Source organism: Massilia sp. DD77, assembly GCF_036961685.1.
Classification (GTDB): Bacteria; Pseudomonadota; Gammaproteobacteria; order Burkholderiales; family Burkholderiaceae_D; genus Telluria.
Map to the genome: position 1 here is coordinate 36,853 of NZ_JBAMDH010000010.1, position 20,381 is coordinate 57,233.

Here is a 20,381-nt window from a genome sequence, read left to right on the forward strand (position 1 = left end):
CGCATTCCCCCTCACGCACTTGGCCAGGCTTACTGACGCAGCTCACCGCGCACCACCCAGACCCGGCTGCCCTCGCCGGGAACCAGGTTGCTGTTGACGATGGCGATGCCCCCATCGGGTGCGACGGCAAGCTTCCTGCCGAGCAGGCCCTGGTAACTGCCGTTGCCGCCGCGCGCCGGCGCGCTGCCGGGGACGGGCTGCGGCGCGCCGAAGCTGGCGCCGCCGTCCGTCGACACCGCAAGCGCCAGGCCGCGCGGGCGCGCATCGGGCCGCGGGAACACTTCCCACGACACCAGCAGCCGACCCTGTGCATCCATCGCCAGCCCCGGATAACCCGCGCCGGGCGGCGAGATGGGACGGGGTGCTTCGAATGCCGTACCACCCCGGGGCAGGCGCGCGTACATGAGCTGCGCCGGCCCGCGCCGGCGGTCCGGCTGGCGGGCATACACGAGGTGCAGGACGCCGTCCGCGCCCATGGCCAGCCGGGGCGCGTCGGCGAAGGCGTTTGCAGTACCGACCAGCCGTGGCGGGCCGAAGCTGGCGCCGCCGTCGTCCGAGACGGCCACGCGGATGGCGGCGGCGTCGTCCTCGCCCACGGTCCAGGCCAGCGCAACCCGGTTACCAGCACCGCTTGCCAGGGCGGGGGCGCGTGCAGGAACCTTTTCATCGCCCGCGATCCGCACCGGCCGCGCAAAGCCGGCGCCGGCATCCGCCGAGCGCGCGAGCCACAGCGCGCCATCGAATTCGGTCCATGCGGCGACGACCGCGCCGTCGCCCGCCACCGCCAGGTCCAGGCTGCCGTTGGACCAGGTGGCGCGGTCCAGGCGGCCCTTGCCGTCGCCGCCCCGCGAGCGGGACAGGTTGAGGGGAGGGCCGAAGCTGCGCCCCTTGTCGGTGGAGCGTGCGAACAGGATGTCGCCGCCGTGCGAGCCGCCCGAGAAGATGATCTCCTGCCAGAGCAGATAGACATGCTCCTTGCTGGCCGCGATGCGCGGATGCCAGGAGAAAGTAGCGCCGGAGCGCGACACGTTGACCGCTTCGGCGCCGGGGCTGGCGCGGAACAGCACGTCCTTGCGGCGCTGGTCGGCCCAGGCGACACCGGGCCCGCCGCCATCGAGCCAGGCGACAGTGGCGTCGTCGACGTAGTCGTAGCGCGATGCGTTCTGGCGCCACGGCCCCTTCGTGCCGCCACCGGAGGCGACCGTGACGGCTTCCTGCCAGTCGATACGGGGCGCCGGCGCGCTCCGGACCGTGGCCCAGGCCAGCAGCGCCACGATCCAGAGCGCGGCGGCGCCCGCCAGGCGCGGCAGGGGACAGGAGGCGGAGGACATGGCGATCTCCTTGAGGCACGAGGACGCTGGACAGCGCCGCGGCGTGCGCGGCCGAGGTATGCTGCATCCTACGCGCCGCATCTGGAAAGGAGCGCCCGCATGGGCCCACGTCTGCCGTCCCGCCGCCGTCTGCTGGAAACCCTGCTGGCCCTGCCCGCCGGCCTGGCGCTGCCCGCGCTGCCGGCGCTAGGCGGCGCTCCCTTGCCGCTCCTGGCCCGGCCCCTGCCTTCCTCAGGCGAAGCGCTGCCGCTCGTCGGCCTGGGCAGCTGGATCACCTTCAATGTCGGCCGCGATCCGCAGGGACGGGCCGCGAGCGCCGCCGTGATGCGCGCCTTTTTCGACGGCGGCGGCCGCATGATCGATTCCTCGCCCATGTACGGTTCGGCGCAGGAGGTGATCGGCGAGGCGCTGCGGGCCATCAGGCCGGCGCGCCTGTTCGCCGCGGACAAGGTATGGACCGCCGCCGACGGCCCGGACCAGATCGAGACCACGCGCCGGCGCTGGGGCGTGGCGCGCTTCGACCTGCTCCAGGTGCACAACCTGCTGGCCTGGGAAGCGCACCTGCCCGTCCTGCTGGCGATGAAGCGCGCGGGGCGCCTGCGCTACGTCGGCATCACGACTTCGGAAGGACGGCGCCACGCGGAGGTCGAAAAGATCATGGCCAGCCAGCCGATCGACTTCGTGCAGGTGTCCTACAACGCGCTGGACAGGGAGGTCGAGCGGCGCATCCTGCCGCTGGCGCGCGAGCGGCGCATCGGCGTGATCGTCAACCGGCCCTTCCGCCAGGGCGACCTGACGCGGGCCCTGGCCGGCAAGCCCTTGCCCGGCTGGGCGGCGGAGATCGGCTGCACCAGCTGGGCCCAGGCGCTGCTCAAGTTCATCGTCGCCCACCCGGCCGTCAGCTGCGCGATTCCGGCCACCACCAGCGTGGCCCACGTGCGCGAGAACCTGCTGGCCGGGGCCGGCCGCCTGCCCGACGAAGCCCTGCGCAAGCGCATCGCGCAAGATGTCGAAAGGCTGGCATGAGCGAATGGTGGACCTATACGCTGTCGGACCTGCTGATGTTCTCGGCGCGGAGCTACCATCGCCTGTTCGAGCTGTACAACCAGGACATCTGGCCGGCCCAGATCGTGGCGCTGCTGGCCGGGCTGGCCATCCTCGCCGGCGCGGTGGGCGGCGGTGCGCGGCCGTCGCGGATCGCCTCGCTGCTGCTGGGACTGGCGTGGCTGTGGGTCGCCTGGGCCTTCCACCTCGAGCGCTACGCCGCCATCAATACCGCGGCGCCCTGGTTCGGGGCCGGCTTTATCCTGCAGGGCCTGATGCTGCTGTGGATGGCCGCCAAGCCCATGCCGCGCCTGCTGCGCTTCACCGCCAGTCCCATCTCCTGGCTGGGACTGGCCCTGGTCTGCCTGGCGGTCGGCGTCTATCCGCTGCTGCCCATTCATGCAGGGCGCTACCAGACCCAGGGCGAGGTGTTCGGCGTGGCGCCCGACCCGACCGCGGTGGCGACCCTGGGCATCCTGCTGCTGATGCGCGCGCGCTGGCCCATGTGGGTGGTGCCGGTGGCCTGGTGCGCCATCAGCGGCGCCATCCAGATGGAGCTGCGCGTGCCGCTTGCCTGGCTGCCGGTGACCGCAGCGGCCCTCGCCGTCGGCGGATGGCTGGTCAGGCGCAGTGCGCTCAGCTCGACAGCAGATTCCCGGACCTGAACGATTCCGTCCCCGCCACCTTGCAGATGTGCATCCCGCGCAGCAGGTGGCGGTGCGCGGTGCTGGCGAACAGCAGGCCCGGCCGCGTGGCCGCAACCGTGCTCACCTGGCCGCTGACGGGATTGACGATGTCCGCCAGCGGTTCGCCCGCCTCGACGGTGTCGCCCAGCTGCTTGTGGAAGACCAGCACGCCCGCGTGCGGCGCCTCCAGCGGCTCGACGGCGTCCAGCGGCGTGGGCGTGCACAGCGCCGGCGGCAGCGCCCGCGTGGGAATGTCGAGCACGCCGGCGTGGGCCAGGTACTGGAGCAGGGCGTCGGCATCCTTGCGCGCATAGTCGTAGCGCACGTCCATCTCTCCGCGCAGTTCGACGGTGACGGCGACGCAGGCCGGCGGGATGGCGGCGTCCTTGAAGTGCTCGGCCAGGTCCCACCATGGCTTGCCGCAGGCCTCGTCGAAAGGCTCGCCGCCGGACTGGGTGGCCACCAGCACCACGCGCGCGCCCATCAGGGCCGCCAGCGGCTGCACCGCCCCGGTCAGCGGCGTGCCAGCATACATGTGCAGCACCGCCTCGTTGTCGCAATGCAGGTCGAGCATGATGTCGGCATCGATGGCCATGCCCAGCAGGATTTTCTTGAGCGTCCCGGTGGCGTCCTTGACCTTCCACTCGGCCACCGAGCGCAGCGCGTGCTGGCGGATCAGCGCGACGTTGGCCTGCGCGTCCTGGCCCAGGCGGCCGGCGAGCGCTTGCTTGAGCTCGTCCGTCACGTGGTGGTAGCCGCGGTTGAAGTTGGTGCCGGTGCCCAGGTCGTAGCGGCCGAAGGGCGCGCCGTGCAGGACCTGCGACAGGCCGAGCGGGTTGGCGACCGGCACCAGGATCACCTCGCCCTTGACCCGGCCCGCGGCGTCGAGCCGTTCCAGCTCCTGGCGCAGGAAGTGGGCCACCAGCATGGCCGGCACCTCGTCGGCGTGCAGCGAGGCCTGGATGTAGACCTTCTTGCCCGCACCGCGTTTGCCGTAGTGGTAGGAGGTGAGATGGGCGGTCGTGACGTTGTCGTCGGTGGCGATCGGGTGTTTCGTCATGTGCATGAGCGGGCTCCGGCAAGCGCTGGTGGCATCGATACCTGCGATTATGGCCGAATCGCGCCTGCCGGAACGCACGCCCGGATGGCTGGCGCACCGGGTACCTGGGCTATAATGACAGCCGTTTTTTCCTCATTCTCTTTCCCCATGTCCTCTGATACGCCAACCGACGGCCCGGCGCGGCCCATGCTTTACGATCCCACCGAACACCGCATCCGCAGCTTCGTGACGCGTGCCGGCCGGCTCTCGACCGGGCAGGCGCGGGCGCTGGAGGAACTCGGTCCCAAGTTCCTGATCGAGTACAAGAAGGAGCCGCTGGACCTGGCCCAGGCCTTCGGCCGCCAGGCGCCGGTGGTGCTGGAAATCGGCTTCGGCATGGGCGACACCACGGCCCACATCGCGCGCCTGATGCCGGAAACGGACTTCCTCGGCGTCGAAGTGCACACGCCCGGCGTGGGCAGCCTGCTCAAGCAGATCGGCGAGCAGGACATCGCCAACCTGCGCCTGATCCAGCACGACGTGGTCGAAGTGCTCAACTTCATGATCGCGGACGGTTCGCTGCACGGGGTGCACGTGTTCTTCCCGGACCCGTGGCACAAGGCGCGCCACAACAAGCGTCGCCTGATCCAGCCGGCCTTCGTCAAGCTGCTGTGCCAGAAGCTGGCCCCGGGCGGCTATATTCACCTGGCCACCGACTGGGAAGACTATGCGGTGCAGATGCTGGAAGTGCTGGGCGCCGAGCCGCAACTGCAGAACACCGCCGAAGGCTATGCGCCGCAGCCGGCCTACCGCCCGCTGACCAAGTTCGAGAACCGCGGCCTGAAACTGGGCCACGGCGTCTGGGACCTGGTCTTCACCCGCAAGTAATCGCTTTAAAGTAAGCGCTTTAAAGTAAGCGCTTTAAAGTAATCGCTTTAAAGTAATCGCTTCATCGAGGCGGATCGTCGTTCGAACGTCCGCCTTCGTCGCTCGTCGCTTACCGCTGTCCTGGACGCCAAGGGATTCCTAGACTGGGTTCATTGCTATACATTAATGAACTTAGGAGGTAGTCATGTTGCTGCGCGCCATACGGTGGTACCGGGAGTGGGAAGACGAGATCCTGGCCGTGCTCAAGCAGCCGGACCGGGCTGCCGCCGTGCCTCGTGGATACCGGCGCGGCGCGGCGGAGCGGATTGCGATGCTCTCTCCCGTCGAGCGCCGGGAGCTGCACGACTTCTTCACGCAATACCAGGGCCGCAAGGGCTTCCTGCTGATGGCCAAGATGATGCTGGCATTCAGCCTGGGCGGCGTTTTCCTCAAGCTCGTCCTGCGGCCCCAGCTCGACTGGCTCGCGGCGCTGGTCGCCGCCAACCTGCTCGGCCTGTTCATGGCCTTCATGTTTGTCGGCGTGTGGTTCAACTACCGCAAGGTGGTCCAGGCCAAGATGAAGATGTTCGTCGCCATGGTCGGCCTCGGCTTTGCGGGCGGCCTGGTCGGGATGGCGATCAGCACGCTCCTGCGCGGGAAGTCGTTCGAGGCGGCGCTCGAGCACCTGCCGCAAAACATGGCGCTGGTCCTGGTCATTCCGGCCGTGCTGTTCGCGCTGCCTTCGCTCGCCATCGCCGTCATCCGCAACCGCCGCTACGAAAGCCTGACCGCACAGCTGCAGGCCGAGGCCGAGCGCGAACGCCTGGCGCGCGCGCTGAGCGAATCCCAGCTGCGCCTGCTGCGCGCCCAGATCGAGCCGCACTTCCTCTTCAACACCCTGGGCGCGGTCCAGCAGCTGGCCGAGCAGGGGGCGCAAGGGGCGCCTCGAGCGGCGGCGCTGACCGCCGACCTGATCGAATTCCTGCGCGCCAGCCTGGGCGACATGCGCACCGAGCAGGTCAGCCTGCGGGCCGAGTTCCGCCTGGTCGAATCCTACCTGCGCGTCATGCAGGCGCGCCTGGGCAGCCGCCTCTGCTACGAGCTGGCCTTGCCCGACGCGCTGGCGTGCGTGCAGCTCCCCAGCATGATCGTGCTGACCCTGGCCGAGAACGCGATCAAGCACGGCATCGAGCCGGCCCTGCGCGGCGGCACGATCCGGGTGACGGCCGAGGACGCGGGCCCGGCCATCCGGATCCGGGTGCGCGACAGCGGCGTCGGCATGAGCGTTACCCCGGGTGAAGGCCTGGGCCTGGACAACGTCCGCCACCGCTTGCGCCTGGCCTTCGGCGAGGCCGCCGGCCTGGCCCTGTACGACGCCGACCCCGGTTTCGAAGCCGAGATCACCATCCCTAAACAGGAGACAGCATGAGCATCAAGATCCTGGTCGCCGAGGACGAACCCCTGATGCGCGAGCGCCTGCTCGGCATGCTGCCCGTCGCCTGGCCAGAGGCCGAGGTGGTGGCGGTGGCCGAGAACGGCAACGATGCCTGGGACGCCTTCCTCGAGCACGAGCCGCAGGTGGTCTTCCTGGACATCCGCATGCCCGGCATGTCGGGGCTGGAGGTGGCGGACCGCATCGGCAAGCTGGCCCACGTGGTCTTCGTCACCGCCTACGACCAGTATGCGGTGGACGCCTTCGACGCCGGCGCCATCGATTACCTGCTCAAGCCGGTGCAGCCGGGACGCCTGGACCGCGCGGTGGCGCGCCTGCGCGAGAAGCTGGGCAGCCGCCCGGCCGATCTGGGCGACGTGCTGCGCCAGCTGAAGGCGGACGCGCCCGAGCAGAAAACGGAAAAGCTCAAGTGGATCAAGGCCAGCGTCGGCAAGCAGATCCGCCTGATCGACGTGGACGAGGTGCTGTTCTTCCAGGCCGATACCAAGTACACGCGGGTGGTGCTGGCCGGTTCGGAAGCGCTGGTGCGCATTCCGCTGAAGGATTTATTGAGCGGGCTGGACCGCGAGCGCTTCTGGCAGATCCACCGCGGGACCCTGGTGAACGTGAACGCCATCGCGGCGGCCGAGCGGATCGACGCGGAACGGATGCAGGTACTGCTGCGCGGGTGCGAGGAGAAACTGCCGGTGAGCAGGACCTTCACGCACCTGTTCCGCGACTGATGGCGCCCGTTGATTGAAGCCATGGCCAGCGGAGCTGTTCTTGCCGGTTGCTCAACATCAGCACGCTGAATTGTGGTTTTCCAGCCAGACCTCCATTTTGTAGTTGCAACTCTCTCGAAATCTCACGTACTGTTGCCTTGCGGACATAATGGCTGAGATACCGCAACGGCAGCTGTCTCGGCATTCGAGAGGGAGAAATCGTCATGGGAATCCAAGGTCGCCTCGAGCAATTGCTGCTCTGGCATAAATTCGCCATCCTGAGCGTGGTAGGTGTGATCGTCGCTGCTATTCCGGCCACGCTTTACCTGCATGAGACCGGCGCAAAGCTCAAGGCACTGGAGCTCGAAGCCCAAGCGCGCGCGCCCGTGGCCACCATCCTCAAGTCCATCCAGGCCACCCAGCAGCATCGCGGCCTGGCGGCGCTGGTGCTCGGTGGCGTCGCCGAGGCTGGTTCCAAGCGGGAAGAGAAGCAGCGCGAAGTGGACGCCCACTATGCGGCGATGTCAGGCATCGTGGCCGAGCTCGGCGATGCGCGCATCAGCGAAGCATGGGCGCGGGCGCAGCGTCACTGGGAAGGACTGCGCGACCGCGTGGCCGCGCGCTCCATCACGGTGGCGGAGAGCTACCAGGGCCATACCTCGCTGATGCCCGAGCTGCTCGAGGTGGCGGACCAGGTCGCCGATCACCATGGCCTGAACCTGGACCCGGACCTCGATTCGTACCAGCTGATCCAGGCGGTCTACTACCAGTTGCCATATCTGTCCGAAGAACTCGGCAAGATGCGGGCCAAGGGCGCCGGCCTGCTGGCGACCCACGCTGCCAGCGTCGAGGACAGGTTGACCCTGTCCGCCATCGTAGCCCGTGTCGCGGACCGGCTGCACCAGACCACCAGCCAGTTCGCCAAGGCCGCGCGCGCCAATCCGGAACTGGCAGCGCCGCTCGACGTGTCGATGCGCGAGATGCAGGAGCAGGCCCAGCAGACCATGAAGTTGGCCACGGAACAGATCGTGAAGGCCGATCCGCTGAGCTACTCCGGGCCGGAGTACGTCAAGCGCACCACCGCGGCGATCGACGCGCAGTACGCGTTTGCAGCCCTGGCGACGACGCAATTCAACGCCCTGCTCGACGCCAGGATCGCGGCCGTCAAGCGCACCAGGCTAGGCATGCTGGCAGCGCTTGCCGCCCTGTTCGCATTCGGCGGCGCCATGCTGGTGTTGATCGCCCGCTCCGTGACCAAACCCTTGAACAATGCCGTCGAGATCGCGGAGCGGGTCGCCGCGGGCGACCTGACGGCCGATATCCCCTCGGAAGGCCGCAACGAAACCGCGCGGCTGCTGGTTTCACTTGGCCGCATGAACGATAACCTGCGCAATATCGTGAGCGAAGTGCGCGAGAGTGTCGATACCATCGGCGCCGCCACCAAGGACATCGCCAACGGCAATGCCGACTTGTCTTCGCGTACGGAATCCCAGGCGTCGAGCCTGGAAGAGACGGCGGCCTCGATGGAAGAGATTACCTCCACCGTCAAGCAAAACGCCGACAATGCCGCCGAGGCGAACCAGGTGGCGAGCCAGGCCTCGGCCGTGGCCCAGCGCGGGGGGCAGGTGGTGACCGATGTGGTGGCGAACATGGGAGCGATCAACGACAGCGCGCGCAAGATCGCCGACATCATCGGCGTCATCGACGGCATCGCTTTCCAGACCAATATCCTGGCGCTCAATGCCGCTGTCGAGGCCGCACGCGCGGGAGAGCAGGGGCGCGGCTTCGCGGTCGTGGCCAGCGAGGTACGCAATCTGGCGCAGCGCAGCGCGGCAGCGGCCAAGGAAATCAAGCAGCTCATCGGTGAAAGCGTCGAGAGAGTCGATGCCGGCAACCGTCTGGTGACCCAGGCAGGCGCGTCGATGGAAGAGATCCTGGACAGCGTGCATCGCATGTCGCGCATCATTTCCGAGATCGTCATCGCCTCGAAGGAACAGGCGTCGGGCATCCACCAGGTCAACGACGCCATTACCCACCTGGACGACACTACCCAGCAGAACGCTGCGCTGGTGGAGCAGGCCGCGGCGGCGGCGGCGAGCCTGGACGAGCAGGCGCAGAACCTCGCGCGCACCATGCGCCACTTCCGCACCGGCGACGAGCGCGCAGCCCAGCCTGAGGCGCCGGCCATTCCATCCCGGCGCGCGCGCGTGGTCAGGCTGGCCGCCTGAGCCCGCGGGGAGCGCTATCGAGCTCGGGTGCGGCAGTGGTGCTGGTGGGAGTCGGTATGGCCGTGGGGCGAGACGGGTTGGACTGGAACAAGCCGTGACGCTACATCATCTCGCCGATGATGGCGACGATCTCGTCGCCATAGGAAACCAGTTTCTTCTCGCCCACGCCGCTTACGCCGCGCAGGGCCTCGAGCGAGGTGGGCTTGACCTTGGCGATCTCGCGCAGGGTGGCGTCCTGGAACACGACATAGGCAGGCACGCCGTGCTCGCGCGCCGCGCCCATGCGCCAGGAGCGCAGGCGCTCGAAGATCTGCTGCTCGGAGCGCGACAGCTCGACTTCCTCGTAGTTCGAGCGCGAGGAACTCTGGCGCTTGGGCTTGACCGGTTTCTGGTACTGGCGCAGCTGCACCTTCTGTTCGCCCTTGAGCACCGGACGCGCGGCGTCGGTCAGCTTGAGCGAGCTGAAGGCGTCGTGGTCGACCGTCAGGAAGCCGAGCGCGATCGCCTGGCGCACGATGGCGCGCCATTCCTGCTCGCCGCGGTCGGCGCCGACGCCGAACACGGTCAGCTTGTCGTGGTGCCACTGGCTGATGCGCTCGGTCTGCGCGCCGCGCAGCACGTCGATCACGTGGCCGGCGGCGAAGCGCTGGTCGACGCGGTACACCGCCGACAAGAGCTTTTGCATCGGCACCGTGCCGTCGACCTGCACCGGCGGAATCAGGCAGGTGTCGCAATTGCCGCAGGGGCCGGAGCGCTCGCCGAAGTAGTCGAGCAGGCGCATGCGCCGGCACGAGAGCGTTTCGCACAAACCCAGCATGGCGTCGAGCTTCATCGACAGCACGCGCTTGAAGCCCTCGTCGGCCTCGGATTCGTCGATCATCCGGCGCTGCAGCACCACGTCCTGCAGCCCGTAGGCCATCCAGGCGCTGGCGGGAGCGCCGTCGCGGCCGGCGCGGCCGGTTTCCTGGTAATAGCCCTCGATGCTCTTGGGCAGGTCGAGGTGGCACACGAAGCGTACGTCCGGCTTGTCGATGCCCATGCCGAAGGCGATGGTCGCCACCATCACGATGTTGTCTTCGCGCAGGAAGCGGGCCTGGTTGGCCGCGCGCGTGGCGTGCTCCATGCCGGCGTGGTAGGCCAGGGCGCGGATGCCGTTTTCGTTCAGGAAGTCGGCGGTCTCCTCGACCTTCTTGCGCGACAGGCAGTAGACGATGCCGGAATCCTGGGCGTGCTCGGCGGTGATGAAATCGATCAGCTGCTTGCGGCCGTTGGTCTTCTCGACGATCGAGTAGCGGATGTTCGGGCGGTCGAAGGACGAGACGAACTGGCGCGCGTCTTCCAGCTGCAAGCGGTGCGCGATCTCGGCGCGGGTCTGCTGGTCGGCGGTGGCGGTGAGCGCGATGCGCGGCACGTTCGGGAAGCGTTCGTGCAGGATCGACAGGCGGATGTATTCCGGCCGGAAGTCGTGGCCCCATTGCGAGACGCAGTGCGCCTCGTCGATGGCGAACAGCGAGATGTGCGAGGCTTCGAACAGTTCCAGGCAGCGCGGCGTCATGAGACGCTCGGGCGCTACGTAGACCAGGTCGATCTCGCCGCTGCGCACCAGGCGCTCGATGCGCAGGGTTTCTTCGAAGGTCTGGGTGGAATTCAGGAAGGCGGCGCGCACGCCGACCTCGGCCAGCGCGTCGACCTGGTCCTGCATCAGCGCGATCAGCGGTGAGACCACCACGCCCACGCCGTCGCGCAGCAGGGCCGGGATCTGGTAGCACAGCGACTTGCCGCCGCCGGTGGGCATCAGCACCAGCGCGTCGCCGCCGCTGGCCACGTGCTCGACGATCTCGCCTTGCTGCCCGCGGAAGGCGGGATAGCCGAAGACCGTCTCGAGAATATGGAGGGCGCGTGCGCCGATGTCGGCGCCGATGTCGGGGTTCATGCTAAGTATTGATTGCACCGGGTTATTCGGCCCAGTTCACCAGGTCGAAGTGGGCGGTCACGAGGACCAGGATACCGAATACGATACGGTACCAGGCGAAGATCGTGAAGTCGTGCGTGCTGATGTAGCGCAGCAGCCAGCGCACGCACAGGAAGGCCGAGACGAACGCGGCCAGGCCGCCCAGGCCGAACATCGGCAGGTCGCTCATCGACAGCAGCTCGCGCTGCTTGATGACCGAGTAGGCGGTGGCGCCCAGCAGGGTCGGGATCGCCAGGAAGAAGGAGAATTCGGTGGCCGCCTTGCGCGACAGGCCGAACAGCATGCCGCCGATGATGGTCGCCCCCGAGCGGCTGGTGCCCGGGATCAGCGCGAAGGATTGCGCCAGCCCCACCTTGAGGGCGTCGGCATAGCCCATGTCGTCGACCGACTCGATGCGCGCCGGCTTGGCGTCGCCATGGTTGCGGCGCTCGACCCACAGGATCACCAGGCCGCCGACGATGAAGGCGGTCGCCACCGGCACCGGCGCGAACAGGCGCTCGGTGATCGCCTTGTTGAATAGGAAACCGAGGATGGCGGCCGGCAGGAAGGCGATCAGCACGTTGGTGGCGAATTTCTGCTGGCGCGGGTCCGAGCCCAGGCCCGCCAGGACGGTGCGGATGCGCTCGCGGTATTCCCAGATCACCGCCAGCATGGCGCCGGCCTGGATCGCGATCTCGAACACCTTGACCTTCTCGCCGGTGAAGTGCAGCAGGCTGCCCGCCAGGATCAGGTGACCGGTGGAGGAGATCGGCAGGAATTCCGTGAAGCCCTCGACCAGGCCCATGATGATCGCCTTGATGGCGAGAACGATGTCCATGAAGCGATAAATGATGTGATGGGAATGTGAGAAAACCGCGCGGGGTGGAAGCTTACCATGCGCAGGGCCTTGCCCGTTGAGTTCGGCATGACGGGACACAAGATTTTATCGGACCGGATTGCCGTTCTGTTACCGCATGTCGCTTACATCGTACGCGAGCTAACATTCCTCATCCCATCCGTGCGCGGCGCGCCTGGCAGCGTGCTAGACTCAAGCGCATGAGTGTTCTCATCGTTCTTTTGCTTGTCGTGGCCGCCATCGCGGTCCTCCAGGGTGGCCAGCTTCACAACCCCCTTCGCTACCGCCCTTGCCAGGGCCGGCTTTGGCGGCGCGCCTTTCCCGGCGCTTCCCGTAAAGACATCAGCGACTTCCTGTCTCTGGTGGTATCCACTTTTTCCTTCAAGGATGGCGACCGCCTGCGCTTCCGTCCCGACGACCAGCTGCTCGGCATCTTCCGCGCCGCGTATCCGCACCGCCGCCCAAGCGAAGCGGGCGAGATCGCAAGCCTGGCGCATGCCCTGCGCAGCCGCTATGGCGTGATGCTGCCCGATATCTGGCACGAGCAATTGACCCTGGGCGCCTTATTCCGCGACATCCAGGCGCTGCGCGGCAAGCCGGCCGCAGCCTGAGTTTTCCAGGCGTGCATATCCAAAAGTTACCTTGCGCGGGTAACCGATCCTCTTGAATTGCCTGAGCACAGCACCACGTGTTGGCAATGATGAAAGAAAAGCTCAACTGGCGGCGGCCGCTGTTCTATGCGCTGCTGCCCATCTTCTTCGTGATGGCCTTCCTGGGCTTTCCCTTGCCCGTCGCACCGCCGCCGGCCACCAAGCCGGCGCAGGAACAGACCCAGGTCGTCAAGAAAAAGAAGAAGCGGGTGGGCTTGTTCGTTACCGATGATGAGCCTGATAAACCATAGGGTGGACGGCGGAGTCGTGCACCCTACGCACCCGATCACGGCGCGGTCGCCAGCTCCAGCTCCCCCAGCCACTTGATCGCCTGCTCGCGGCTGGTCCCGCACATCTCCGCCGAAGGCTGCAAACCCCCGCAGAACGCCGGCCGTTCCGGCTTGCCGAAGATACGGCAGCGTTCGTCTTCCCCCAGCTGCACACAGCGCACGCCCGCCGGCTTCCCGTCCGGCATGCCGGGAATCGGGCTGGTAATCGAGGGCGCGGTGCAGCAGGCGCCGCAGTGGGGCCGGCAGGAAAAGGTGGTGGACGTGTTCATGATCGTGCGGCAGTAAGGGCGCCAGTATACCCGGGAGCGGGCGCAAACCGGGCGCTTCCCCGCCCCGAATCCTGTTACGTTGTTCCCCATGAACACCCTGGATCACGCAGCAAGCGGAGGCATCGATGTCGAGTCCCCTTAAACCCCTGGACCGCCAGGTCGTCGTCATTACCGGCGCCACCAGCGGCATCGGCCTGGCCACCGCGCAGGAGGCGGCGAAGCAGGGCGCCCGGCTGGTGCTGGCCGCGCGCGGCGCCGACGTGCTCGACGCCGTGGTGGCCGGCTTCAACGCCAAGGGCCAGGAAGCGATCGGCGTCGCGGCCGACGTGGCCGACCGGGCCCAGGTCGAGCGCATCGCGCAGGCGGCGATCGCGCGCTTCGGCCGCATCGACACCTGGATCAACAACGCCGGCAGCACCATCTACGGACGCATCGACGAAGTGGCCGAGGCCGAAAGCCGGCGCCTGTTCGACATCAATTTCTGGGGCATGGTGCACGGTTCCCTGGTGGCGCTGCCCCATCTCAAGCGCCAGGGCGGCGCCCTCATCAACATCGGCAGCGAAGCCTCGGAAGTGGCCATCCCCATGCAGGGCATGTACTCGGCCAGCAAGCATGCGGTGAAGGGCTTCACCGACGCCTTGCGCATCGAAGTCGAGCAGCTGGACGAGGCGCCGGTATCGATCACCCTGATCGAACCGACCGCGGTCGACACGCCGCTGCCCCAGCACGCGCGCAACTACATGGACCGCGAACCCAAGCTGCCTTCGCCCCAGGTCGATCCGCACCAGGTGGCCGCGGCGATTCTGCACGCGGCGGTGGTGCCGATGCGAAACGTACGGGTCGGCATGATGGCCGACATCGACATCATGATGGAACGCCTGCTGCCCGGCGTGTCCGACCGCCTGGCGACTTCGCTGGTGCCGCGCCAGCAGCAGGATGGCCCGCCGCGCGATCCGGACGGCAGCCTTTATGCATCGCGGGCAAGCGGCCGCATTTACGGTCCGGGTAATGCCTGAGCACTTGTGACAACGAGCAGTTTCATCCGCACAACGGTCGCTTGACGCTGGCACGAACGGCGCTCTATAGTTGATGATCCTTTAATTAGTTTCTGGGCGGAAACGATGCATTGCCATATCGACAGCAAGCCACGATGGGAGCGCCGCAAGGATGCGCGTCCGCAGGAGCTGCTGGCTGCCGCGATCGATCTCTTCGTCGAACGAGGTTACGCGGCCACCCGTCTGGAAGACGTGGCGCGCCGCGCCGGCGTGTCGAAAGGCACGCTCTACCTCTACTACGCCAACAAGGAAGACCTGTTCAAGGCCGTGGTGCGCGAGAGCATTGTGCCCGTCATCGGTGATGCCGAAGTCTCGGTCGCCGGCTTCGACGGCCACAGCGCCGACCTGCTGCGCGACGTGATCCTGACCTGGTGGCGCCGTCTCGGCAGCACCAAGGCGTCCGGCATCAGCAAGCTGATCATGGCGGAAGCGGACAATTTCCCCGAGCTGGCGCGCTTCTACCAGGAAGAAGTCATGATGCGCGCCGCCCGCATGATCTCCAGCATGCTCGAGCGCGGCGTGAGCCGCGGCGAGTTCCGCGCCATCGACATCGCCCAGGTGACCCAGGTCCTGATCGCGCCGACCCTGATGCTGTCGACCTGGCAGCACTCCATCGGTCCCTGCGAACGCTGCGAGCTGCAGCCGCAAGCCTTCCTGGATGCCTTCCTCGACATTACCCTGCATGGGTTGGTGCCGGCGCCCGCAGCGGGCAAGCCGTAAATTGTCAGGACATCACATGTCCTGAAAATTGGCGTTCATCCCTTCTAAACTGCAGACTGTCGCAATTTCCCGCGCCCAAGGCTAGCCATCGTTAAGATGTGCGTCCTGAGGCCGTTCAACGATAAAATATCGGATTATTTATTTTTCCACTGAGAACTCAGATGAATATCGAACAAGCCCGCTTCAACATGATCGAACAGCAGATCCGTCCGTGGAACGTGCTGGACCAGGACGTGCTGGACATGCTGCACGTGGTCAAGCGCGAACAGTTCGTGCCGCAGGCCTACCAGAACCTGGCGTTCGCGGACGTCGAGATTCCGCTGCCGGGTGGCGAAGCGATGTTCAACCCGAAGGTCGAAGCGCGCATCGTGCAGGAAATCGCGGTGAAGAAGCATGAGAACGTCCTCGAGATCGGCGCCGGTTCGGGCTACATGGCGGCGCTGCTGGCGCACAAGGCGCGCCACGTGACCACCGTCGAGATCCTGCCGGAAACCAAGGAAGTGGCCGAACAGAACCTGGCCAAGGCCGGCGTCACCAACGTGACCGTCGAACTGGGCAACGGCGCCGAGGGCTGGGCCAAGGGCGCGCCCTACGACGTGATCGTGGTGTCGGGCGCGCTGCCGGTGCTGCCGGAAGCGCTGGTCAAGCAGGTGAAGGTGGGTGGCCGCCTGGCGGTGATCCTGGGCGAAGCGCCGGCGATGACCTGCAACATCATCACCCGCACCTCGGAAACGGCCTATGACTCGGTCAAGGTGTTCGAGACCAACGTCAAGACGCTGAGCGGCGCGGTCGCGCCCTCGCGCTTCACGTTCTAAGGAACGGCGATGCGACAGATGACCGCCCCCGAGTTGGCCGCCTGGCTGGCCGACCCGGCGCGCGAGCAGCCGCTGCTGCTGGACGTGCGCGAGAACTGGGAGTTCGAGACCTGCCATATCGCAGGCTCGACCCAGATCCCGATGCACCTAGTTCCGATCCGGGTCGGCGAGATCGACGACGACCGCGAGATCGTGTGCATCTGTCACCACGGGGCGCGCAGCATGCAGGTCGCTGCCTTCCTCGAACGGAACGGATTTGCCAACGTAACGAATTTGACGGGCGGAGTACACGCCTGGGCCGTACAGGTCGATCCTTCGATGCCGAAGTACTGACCTGAATCCTAACTTTTGATGACTCCTGTGGAGAAAGCAATGCAGAAACCCCTTATCGCCGTCCTGCTGGCCGGCGCGTTCTTCTCGCTCAATGCCAGCGCGGCCGACCTGATCCAGGTGTACCAGCAGGCGCTGGCCAATGACGCGACCTATGCCAGCGCGCGTGCGGCGTTGAACGCGGGCCGCGAGCGGACGACACAGGGGCGTGCAGGGCTGCTTCCCACGGTGGGCGTCACCGGTTCGCTCACCAGTGGCGAAGACGGCTCGCAGAACATCTTCGACCGCAGTGGCCCGACCGTGCGCACGAATGGCTACACCGTCTCGCTGCTGCAACCGCTGTTCCGCTGGGAGAACTGGCAAGCATACCAGCAGAGCAAGCTGAACCAGGCTATCGCCGAGGCCGAGTTCGCCCGAGCCCAGCAAGACCTGATCACGCGCGTGGCGCAAGCCTACTTCGACGTGCTGGCGGCCCAGGACAAACTGGAATCGACCCGCGCCCAGAAGACCGCAGTGGCCGAACAGCTGGCATCGGCCAAGCGCAACTTCGAGGTCGGCACCCAGACCATCACCGATACGCATGAAGCGCAGGCCGCGAATGACCTGGTCATCGCCCAGGAGTTCGCCGCGGTGAACGACCTGGACAACAAGCGTAACGCACTGCAAGCCATTATCGGCTCCGTGCCGGACAGCCTGGCGCCACTCAAACCGGGCGTGACGCTGGCGCTGCCACAGCCGGCCACGGTCGATGCCTGGGTTTCGTCGGCCGAGACGCAGAATTACAGCGTCACGGTGCAGGAACTCGTGGTCGAACGCTCCAAGCGCGATATCTCGCGCAATCGCGCCGGCCACCTGCCGACGCTGGACCTGCTGGCCAGCTCGAGCCGCACCGACGTCAATGGCCCAAGCCGTGCCGCGACGGGCGTGAGCAAGAACAACGCCATCGGCGTGCAGTGGAGCGTACCGATCTTTAACGGCTTTGCGGTGACCAGCCGCGTGCGCGAAGCAATCGCGCTGGAAGACAAGGCGCGTAACGACCTGGAAGCCACCCGCCGTAACGCGGCGCTGCAGGCGCGCCAATCCTTCCTGGGCGTCAGCAGCGGGTTGGCTCAGGTTAAGGCGCTGGAAGCGGCGGAAGTGTCGAGCAACTCGGCGCTGGAATCGAACAAGCTGGGCTATCAGGTGGGCGTGCGTATCAACATCGACGTGCTGAATGCGCAGCGCCAGCTGTACCAGACCCGGACCGACCTGTCGCGTGCGCGTTACGATACCATCGTCAATGGGCTGCGCCTGAAGGCCGCGTCGGGTTCGCTGCGTGAGGCGGATCTGGTGCCGGTGAATAATCTGCTGGATAAGTAATCGTGTGCACGCCCTTGCGGCGTGCATGCATGAAAAAACCCGGGGGCCGGTTTGCTGGCTTGCCCGGGTTTTTTTTAGTCTTCACTGCGCTTGGGAATTGGGTTCCCGCCTTCGCGGTAATGACGGTTTGAAGGCTACGGATGCTTTCAGCGTTAGCTCGCGCTCGTCATCCCCGCGAAGGCGGGGACCCAAGTTTGCACGCAGCACCGCAAGCGCTCAAACTCCCCGTACCTTCCGCCACTGGATCATCTCCGCAATCGTCAACACCGGAAACCCGCGCTCCTGCGCGAAGCGCTCGATCGCCTCCCCACGCATCATCGTGCCGTCGGCATTCATCAACTCGCACAGCACCGCCGCCGGCCAGACTTAGTTGTTCAGCCCGCCGCCTGCGGCTTGGTCCTTGCGCTCGATGAGCTCGACCTTGTAGCCATCCGGATCGGTGATGAAGGCGATCACGGTGCTGCCGCCCTTGACCGGGCCCGGCTCGCGCGTGATGTTGCCGCCGGCCGCGCGCACCCCTTCGCAGGTCTGGTAGATGTCGTCGGCCGAGATCGCGATGTGACCGTAGGCCGTGCCCATGTCGTAGCTGTCGACGCCGTAGTTGTAGGTCAGCTCCAGCTCCGCGTGCTCCGGGTTGCTGCCATAGCCGAGGAAGGCGAGGGTGTACTTGTACTCGGGATTGTCGCTGGTGCGCAGCAGCTTCATGCCCAGCACCTGGGTGTAGAAATCGATCGAGCGCTGCAGGTCGCCGACGCGTAACATGGTGTGCAAGATGCGCATGAGAGAAGTCCTTTCATTGATACGGAAGAGGCCATTCTATGCGCTCGCCATGATTCTTGCCGGCGGCCGGGAAGGATCCGCGCTCAGTTCTCCAGCTTCGCGCTCAGCGTGATGTTCGCGTTCAGCAGCTTCGACACCGGGCAGTTCTCCTTGGCCGTGCTGGCCGCCTTGTCGAAAGCCTCCTGGCTGGCGCCGGGAATCTTCGCCACCAGGTCGAGATGCACCGCCGTGATCGAGAAGCCGCCTTCGACCTTTTCCATCGACACCGTGGCGGTGGTGCGCAGCTCCTGCGCCGTGAGGCCGGCCTGGCCCAGCTGGCCCGAGAGCGCCATCGTGAAGCAGCCCGCATGGGCGGCGCCGATCAGTTCTTCGGGATTGGTGCCGGGACCGTCTTCGAAGCGGGTATTGAAGCCGTACTGGGCGTCCTTGAGCACCCCGCTCGCGGTCGAGACCGCGCCCTTGCCGTCCTTCAGGCCGCCGCTCCAGACGGCGCTGCCATTGCGTTTGATCGTCATCGTATTTCCTTTACTGTTTCTTGTCGGGCGCCTGCTGGCCACCGGGTTGCCCATTATCGTGATCGCGCATCGATCGATGGCGGTCGGGTTGCGGGTTGGCCTGGCCGGTAGCGCCCGGGGCCGGCTCGACGGCCTGCTCCAGACCCTGGCCGCGGGTGCCGTAGCGGTCGGTGTCCTTCAGCCCCTGGGCCAGGTCTTCCGCCGCCTGCTTCATGATGCCGCGCGGTTCCTGGTCCTGTGCATCGGGCGACTCGTCGCGCTCGTGCGGCTGGCGCTTGACGCCGTCGTTCTCGACCGGGGCTTTCGTGTTGACGAAACGGTCCTTGGTTTCGGTAACCATGATGTCCTCCTTTGCATTTCCGTTGTACCAATCCTAACTGCGTAAGAGCGAGCAAGTCGCGCAATTGGATGATGCATTTTTGCAATGAAGGCCTTAACATGCAGTCTTGACTCCCACTGCCTGGAACCACGCCGTGAAACCCGAAGCGCTTCCCCATGCCGACCCGTCCACCTGCAAGAACTGCGGGGCGTCCACGACCGGCAACTACTGCCACCAGTGCGGCCAGGCGACCCACCTGCATGTGCCGAGCGCCTTCGAGTTCCTGCACGAGTTCGTCGGCCACTACGTGGCGCTGGAGGGCAAGCTGTGGAAGTCGCTCAAGCTGCTGCTGTTCAAGCCGGGCTTCCTGACCCGCGAATACATCGAGGGCCGGCGGGTGCGCTACCTCGAACCGCTGCGCCTCTACCTGAGCTTCAGCATCATCTTCTTTGCCCTGTTCAAGTTCGGCGGCCTGGACTTCAATGTCATGAGTACGGACCGCGACGAACTGAACCGGGCGGCGGTGGAAAGCGCGGCGGCGGCCAAGGATGCCAGGGAGGACAAGGAGGCGGCGGAGGTGAAGCGCCCGGTCACGCCCGAGGACCTGGCCGCGCTCGAGCAAACCGAGAAGCGGATCGTGGACGCCGCCAGTTCGGTGAGCCCGAAGCTGGGCCGCAGCACCCAGGACCTGCTCGACCAGCCCGAGAAGGAACGCAGCGATGCGCTGAAGCGCGCCTTCTTCGGCAACGCGCCCTACGCGATCTTCGCGCTGATGCCGATCTTCGCCCTGTTCCTGAAAATCCTCTACCTCGGCAAGGGCCGCACCTATGGCGAGCATTTCCTGTTCGCGCTGCACACCAACGCCTTCGCCTTCTTCATGCTCAGCCTGCTGGTCCTGGTGCCGGAAGGCTGGGGCATCGTCAGCTTCGCCCTGATCGTCTGGCTGACCTTCTACCTGCCCACCGCCATGCGGCGCGTCTACGGCGGCACCCGCACCATGACGGCGGTGCGCTGGTTCGTGCTGATGAACCTGCATTGCATCAGCTTGATCGTGGCGGTTGTCGTGGCGGTGGGACAGGCCTTTCTTCACTGATCTTGCGGCCGGGCGGGGCTCGCCGTTATA

General features: G+C 66.4%; 22 protein-coding genes and 1 pseudogene. 14 read left to right on the top strand and 9 right to left on the bottom strand.

Translation table 11 applies throughout. The annotated features are described in order from the left end of the window. Positions 1-29: 29 nt before the first annotated feature. The gene (locus tag V7778_RS07465) at positions 30-1,331 is read right to left on the bottom strand and encodes a sialidase family protein (RefSeq protein WP_335553339.1); all 1,302 of its coding nucleotides are present in this window, start codon (positions 1,329-1,331) and stop codon (positions 30-32) included. Between the two features lie 99 nt (positions 1,332-1,430). Between V7778_RS07465 and V7778_RS07470 the strand changes: the two genes are divergently transcribed. Both V7778_RS07470 and V7778_RS07475 read left to right on the top strand, forming a co-directional pair. Beyond that, positions 1,431-2,357 (top strand): aldo/keto reductase, encoded by a 927-nt coding sequence (locus tag V7778_RS07470; RefSeq protein ID WP_335553341.1) that lies wholly within the window; start codon positions 1,431-1,433, stop codon positions 2,355-2,357. Then, the gene (locus tag V7778_RS07475) at positions 2,354-3,040 is read left to right on the top strand and encodes a DUF6064 family protein (RefSeq protein WP_335553343.1); all 687 of its coding nucleotides are present in this window, start codon (positions 2,354-2,356) and stop codon (positions 3,038-3,040) included. The genes V7778_RS07470 and V7778_RS07475 overlap by 4 nt, the downstream gene beginning before the upstream one ends. On the opposite strand, the gene V7778_RS07480 is transcribed toward V7778_RS07475, so the two are convergent. Further along, positions 3,012-4,127 (bottom strand): succinylglutamate desuccinylase/aspartoacylase family protein, encoded by a 1,116-nt coding sequence (locus tag V7778_RS07480; protein ID WP_335553346.1) that lies wholly within the window; start codon positions 4,125-4,127, stop codon positions 3,012-3,014. The genes V7778_RS07475 and V7778_RS07480 overlap by 29 nt on opposite strands. Before the next feature lie 180 nt (positions 4,128-4,307). On the opposite strand from V7778_RS07480, the gene trmB reads away from it, so the two are divergent. The 4 genes from trmB (at position 4,308) to V7778_RS07500 (ending at position 9,349) form a co-directional block, all read left to right on the top strand. After that, positions 4,308-4,988: a tRNA (guanosine(46)-N7)-methyltransferase TrmB gene (trmB, locus tag V7778_RS07485; RefSeq protein ID WP_335553347.1), complete on the top strand. Its 681-nt coding sequence runs from the start codon at positions 4,308-4,310 to the stop codon at positions 4,986-4,988. Between the two features lie 184 nt (positions 4,989-5,172). Next, on the top strand, positions 5,173-6,396 hold the full coding sequence (locus V7778_RS07490; protein WP_335553349.1) for a sensor histidine kinase: 1,224 nt from the start codon (positions 5,173-5,175) through the stop codon (positions 6,394-6,396). Further along, on the top strand, positions 6,393-7,142 hold the full coding sequence (locus tag V7778_RS07495) for a LytR/AlgR family response regulator transcription factor (RefSeq protein WP_335553351.1): 750 nt from the start codon (positions 6,393-6,395) through the stop codon (positions 7,140-7,142). Before V7778_RS07490 ends, V7778_RS07495 begins: the two co-directional genes overlap by 4 nt. Before the next feature lie 203 nt (positions 7,143-7,345). Next, a complete protein-coding gene (locus tag V7778_RS07500; protein ID WP_335553353.1) occupies positions 7,346-9,349 on the top strand; it encodes a methyl-accepting chemotaxis protein in 2,004 nt (667 codons plus the stop codon). Positions 9,350-9,449: 100 nt separating this feature from the next. Here the strand turns inward: V7778_RS07500 and recQ are convergent, their stop codons facing one another. Both recQ and V7778_RS07510 read right to left on the bottom strand, forming a co-directional pair. Continuing rightward, positions 9,450-11,282 (bottom strand): DNA helicase RecQ, encoded by a 1,833-nt coding sequence (recQ, locus tag V7778_RS07505; RefSeq protein WP_335553355.1) that lies wholly within the window; start codon positions 11,280-11,282, stop codon positions 9,450-9,452. Between the two features lie 22 nt (positions 11,283-11,304). Next, positions 11,305-12,138 carry an undecaprenyl-diphosphate phosphatase gene (locus tag V7778_RS07510; protein ID WP_335553357.1) on the bottom strand — a complete coding sequence of 278 codons (834 nt, stop codon included), beginning with the start codon at positions 12,136-12,138 and terminating at the stop codon, positions 11,305-11,307. Positions 12,139-12,518: 380 nt separating this feature from the next. Between V7778_RS07510 and V7778_RS07515 the strand changes: the two genes are divergently transcribed. Next, positions 12,519-12,767: a hypothetical protein gene (locus tag V7778_RS07515; RefSeq protein WP_335553359.1), complete on the top strand. Its 249-nt coding sequence runs from the start codon at positions 12,519-12,521 to the stop codon at positions 12,765-12,767. Between the two features lie 86 nt (positions 12,768-12,853). Then, entirely contained in the window at positions 12,854-13,057 is a 204-nt protein-coding gene (locus tag V7778_RS07520; RefSeq protein ID WP_335553536.1) for a hypothetical protein, read from the top strand. 35 nt (positions 13,058-13,092) lie between these two features. On the opposite strand, the gene V7778_RS07525 is transcribed toward V7778_RS07520, so the two are convergent. Then, positions 13,093-13,365 (bottom strand): YkgJ family cysteine cluster protein, encoded by a 273-nt coding sequence (locus V7778_RS07525; RefSeq protein ID WP_335553361.1) that lies wholly within the window; start codon positions 13,363-13,365, stop codon positions 13,093-13,095. Between the two features lie 125 nt (positions 13,366-13,490). Here V7778_RS07525 and V7778_RS07530 point away from each other — a divergent pair, with 125 nt between their 5' ends. From V7778_RS07530 to V7778_RS07550, 5 genes are all read left to right on the top strand, one after another. Next, positions 13,491-14,381, top strand: a complete 891-nt coding sequence (locus V7778_RS07530) for an SDR family oxidoreductase (RefSeq protein ID WP_335553363.1) — start codon at positions 13,491-13,493, stop codon at positions 14,379-14,381. A 105-nt stretch (positions 14,382-14,486) separates the two neighbouring features. Further along, positions 14,487-15,140 carry a TetR/AcrR family transcriptional regulator gene (locus tag V7778_RS07535; protein WP_335553365.1) on the top strand — a complete coding sequence of 218 codons (654 nt, stop codon included), beginning with the start codon at positions 14,487-14,489 and terminating at the stop codon, positions 15,138-15,140. Positions 15,141-15,301: 161 nt separating this feature from the next. Further along, the gene (locus V7778_RS07540; protein WP_335553367.1) at positions 15,302-15,955 is read left to right on the top strand and encodes a protein-L-isoaspartate O-methyltransferase family protein; all 654 of its coding nucleotides are present in this window, start codon (positions 15,302-15,304) and stop codon (positions 15,953-15,955) included. Between the two features lie 9 nt (positions 15,956-15,964). Continuing rightward, positions 15,965-16,288, top strand: a complete 324-nt coding sequence (locus V7778_RS07545; RefSeq protein ID WP_211521481.1) for a rhodanese-like domain-containing protein — start codon at positions 15,965-15,967, stop codon at positions 16,286-16,288. Between the two features lie 39 nt (positions 16,289-16,327). After that, positions 16,328-17,644: a TolC family outer membrane protein gene (locus V7778_RS07550; protein WP_335553371.1), complete on the top strand. Its 1,317-nt coding sequence runs from the start codon at positions 16,328-16,330 to the stop codon at positions 17,642-17,644. A 216-nt stretch (positions 17,645-17,860) separates the two neighbouring features. On the opposite strand, the pseudogene V7778_RS07555 reads toward V7778_RS07550, so the two are convergent. The 4 genes and pseudogenes from V7778_RS07555 to V7778_RS07570 all read right to left on the bottom strand — a co-directional run. Next, positions 17,861-18,004: pseudogene (locus V7778_RS07555) on the bottom strand (3,4-dihydroxy-2-butanone-4-phosphate synthase); the annotation flags it as partial. Between the two features lie 6 nt (positions 18,005-18,010). After that, positions 18,011-18,424 (bottom strand): lactoylglutathione lyase, encoded by a 414-nt coding sequence (gene gloA, locus V7778_RS07560; protein ID WP_335553372.1) that lies wholly within the window; start codon positions 18,422-18,424, stop codon positions 18,011-18,013. A gap of 83 nt (positions 18,425-18,507) precedes the next feature. Further along, the gene (locus tag V7778_RS07565) at positions 18,508-18,939 is read right to left on the bottom strand and encodes an OsmC family protein (RefSeq protein WP_335553376.1); all 432 of its coding nucleotides are present in this window, start codon (positions 18,937-18,939) and stop codon (positions 18,508-18,510) included. Between the two features lie 10 nt (positions 18,940-18,949). Further along, positions 18,950-19,279, bottom strand: coding sequence for a hypothetical protein (locus V7778_RS07570; RefSeq protein WP_335553378.1), 330 nt, complete (start codon positions 19,277-19,279; stop codon positions 18,950-18,952). Positions 19,280-19,412: 133 nt separating this feature from the next. On the opposite strand from V7778_RS07570, the gene V7778_RS07575 reads away from it, so the two are divergent. Continuing rightward, positions 19,413-20,351, top strand: coding sequence for a DUF3667 domain-containing protein (locus tag V7778_RS07575; RefSeq protein WP_335553380.1), 939 nt, complete (start codon positions 19,413-19,415; stop codon positions 20,349-20,351). The last annotated feature ends 30 nt before the right edge of the window (positions 20,352-20,381 follow it).

What these genes read in the sequence shown, in the direction of transcription:
- V7778_RS07465 (WP_335553339.1), bottom strand. Translation starts at nt 1,331, where the DNA reads ATGTCCTCCGCCTCCTGTCCCCTGCCGCGCCTGGCGGGCGCCGCCGCG.
- V7778_RS07470 (WP_335553341.1), top strand. Translation starts at nt 1,431, where the DNA reads ATGGGCCCACGTCTGCCGTCCCGCCGCCGTCTGCTGGAAACCCTGCTG.
- V7778_RS07475 (WP_335553343.1), top strand. Translation starts at nt 2,354, where the DNA reads ATGAGCGAATGGTGGACCTATACGCTGTCGGACCTGCTGATGTTCTCG.
- V7778_RS07480 (WP_335553346.1), bottom strand. Translation starts at nt 4,127, where the DNA reads ATGCACATGACGAAACACCCGATCGCCACCGACGACAACGTCACGACC.
- trmB (WP_335553347.1), top strand. Translation starts at nt 4,308, where the DNA reads ATGCTTTACGATCCCACCGAACACCGCATCCGCAGCTTCGTGACGCGT.
- V7778_RS07490 (WP_335553349.1), top strand. Translation starts at nt 5,173, where the DNA reads ATGTTGCTGCGCGCCATACGGTGGTACCGGGAGTGGGAAGACGAGATC.
- V7778_RS07495 (WP_335553351.1), top strand. Translation starts at nt 6,393, where the DNA reads ATGAGCATCAAGATCCTGGTCGCCGAGGACGAACCCCTGATGCGCGAG.
- V7778_RS07500 (WP_335553353.1), top strand. Translation starts at nt 7,346, where the DNA reads ATGGGAATCCAAGGTCGCCTCGAGCAATTGCTGCTCTGGCATAAATTC.
- recQ (WP_335553355.1), bottom strand. Translation starts at nt 11,282, where the DNA reads ATGAACCCCGACATCGGCGCCGACATCGGCGCACGCGCCCTCCATATT.
- V7778_RS07510 (WP_335553357.1), bottom strand. Translation starts at nt 12,138, where the DNA reads ATGGACATCGTTCTCGCCATCAAGGCGATCATCATGGGCCTGGTCGAG.
- V7778_RS07520 (WP_335553536.1), top strand. Translation starts at nt 12,854, where the DNA reads ATGATGAAAGAAAAGCTCAACTGGCGGCGGCCGCTGTTCTATGCGCTG.
- V7778_RS07525 (WP_335553361.1), bottom strand. Translation starts at nt 13,365, where the DNA reads ATGAACACGTCCACCACCTTTTCCTGCCGGCCCCACTGCGGCGCCTGC.
- V7778_RS07530 (WP_335553363.1), top strand. Translation starts at nt 13,491, where the DNA reads ATGTCGAGTCCCCTTAAACCCCTGGACCGCCAGGTCGTCGTCATTACC.
- V7778_RS07535 (WP_335553365.1), top strand. Translation starts at nt 14,487, where the DNA reads ATGCATTGCCATATCGACAGCAAGCCACGATGGGAGCGCCGCAAGGAT.
- V7778_RS07540 (WP_335553367.1), top strand. Translation starts at nt 15,302, where the DNA reads ATGAATATCGAACAAGCCCGCTTCAACATGATCGAACAGCAGATCCGT.
- V7778_RS07545 (WP_211521481.1), top strand. Translation starts at nt 15,965, where the DNA reads ATGCGACAGATGACCGCCCCCGAGTTGGCCGCCTGGCTGGCCGACCCG.
- V7778_RS07550 (WP_335553371.1), top strand. Translation starts at nt 16,328, where the DNA reads ATGCAGAAACCCCTTATCGCCGTCCTGCTGGCCGGCGCGTTCTTCTCG.
- gloA (WP_335553372.1), bottom strand. Translation starts at nt 18,424, where the DNA reads ATGCGCATCTTGCACACCATGTTACGCGTCGGCGACCTGCAGCGCTCG.
- V7778_RS07565 (WP_335553376.1), bottom strand. Translation starts at nt 18,939, where the DNA reads ATGACGATCAAACGCAATGGCAGCGCCGTCTGGAGCGGCGGCCTGAAG.
- V7778_RS07570 (WP_335553378.1), bottom strand. Translation starts at nt 19,279, where the DNA reads ATGGTTACCGAAACCAAGGACCGTTTCGTCAACACGAAAGCCCCGGTC.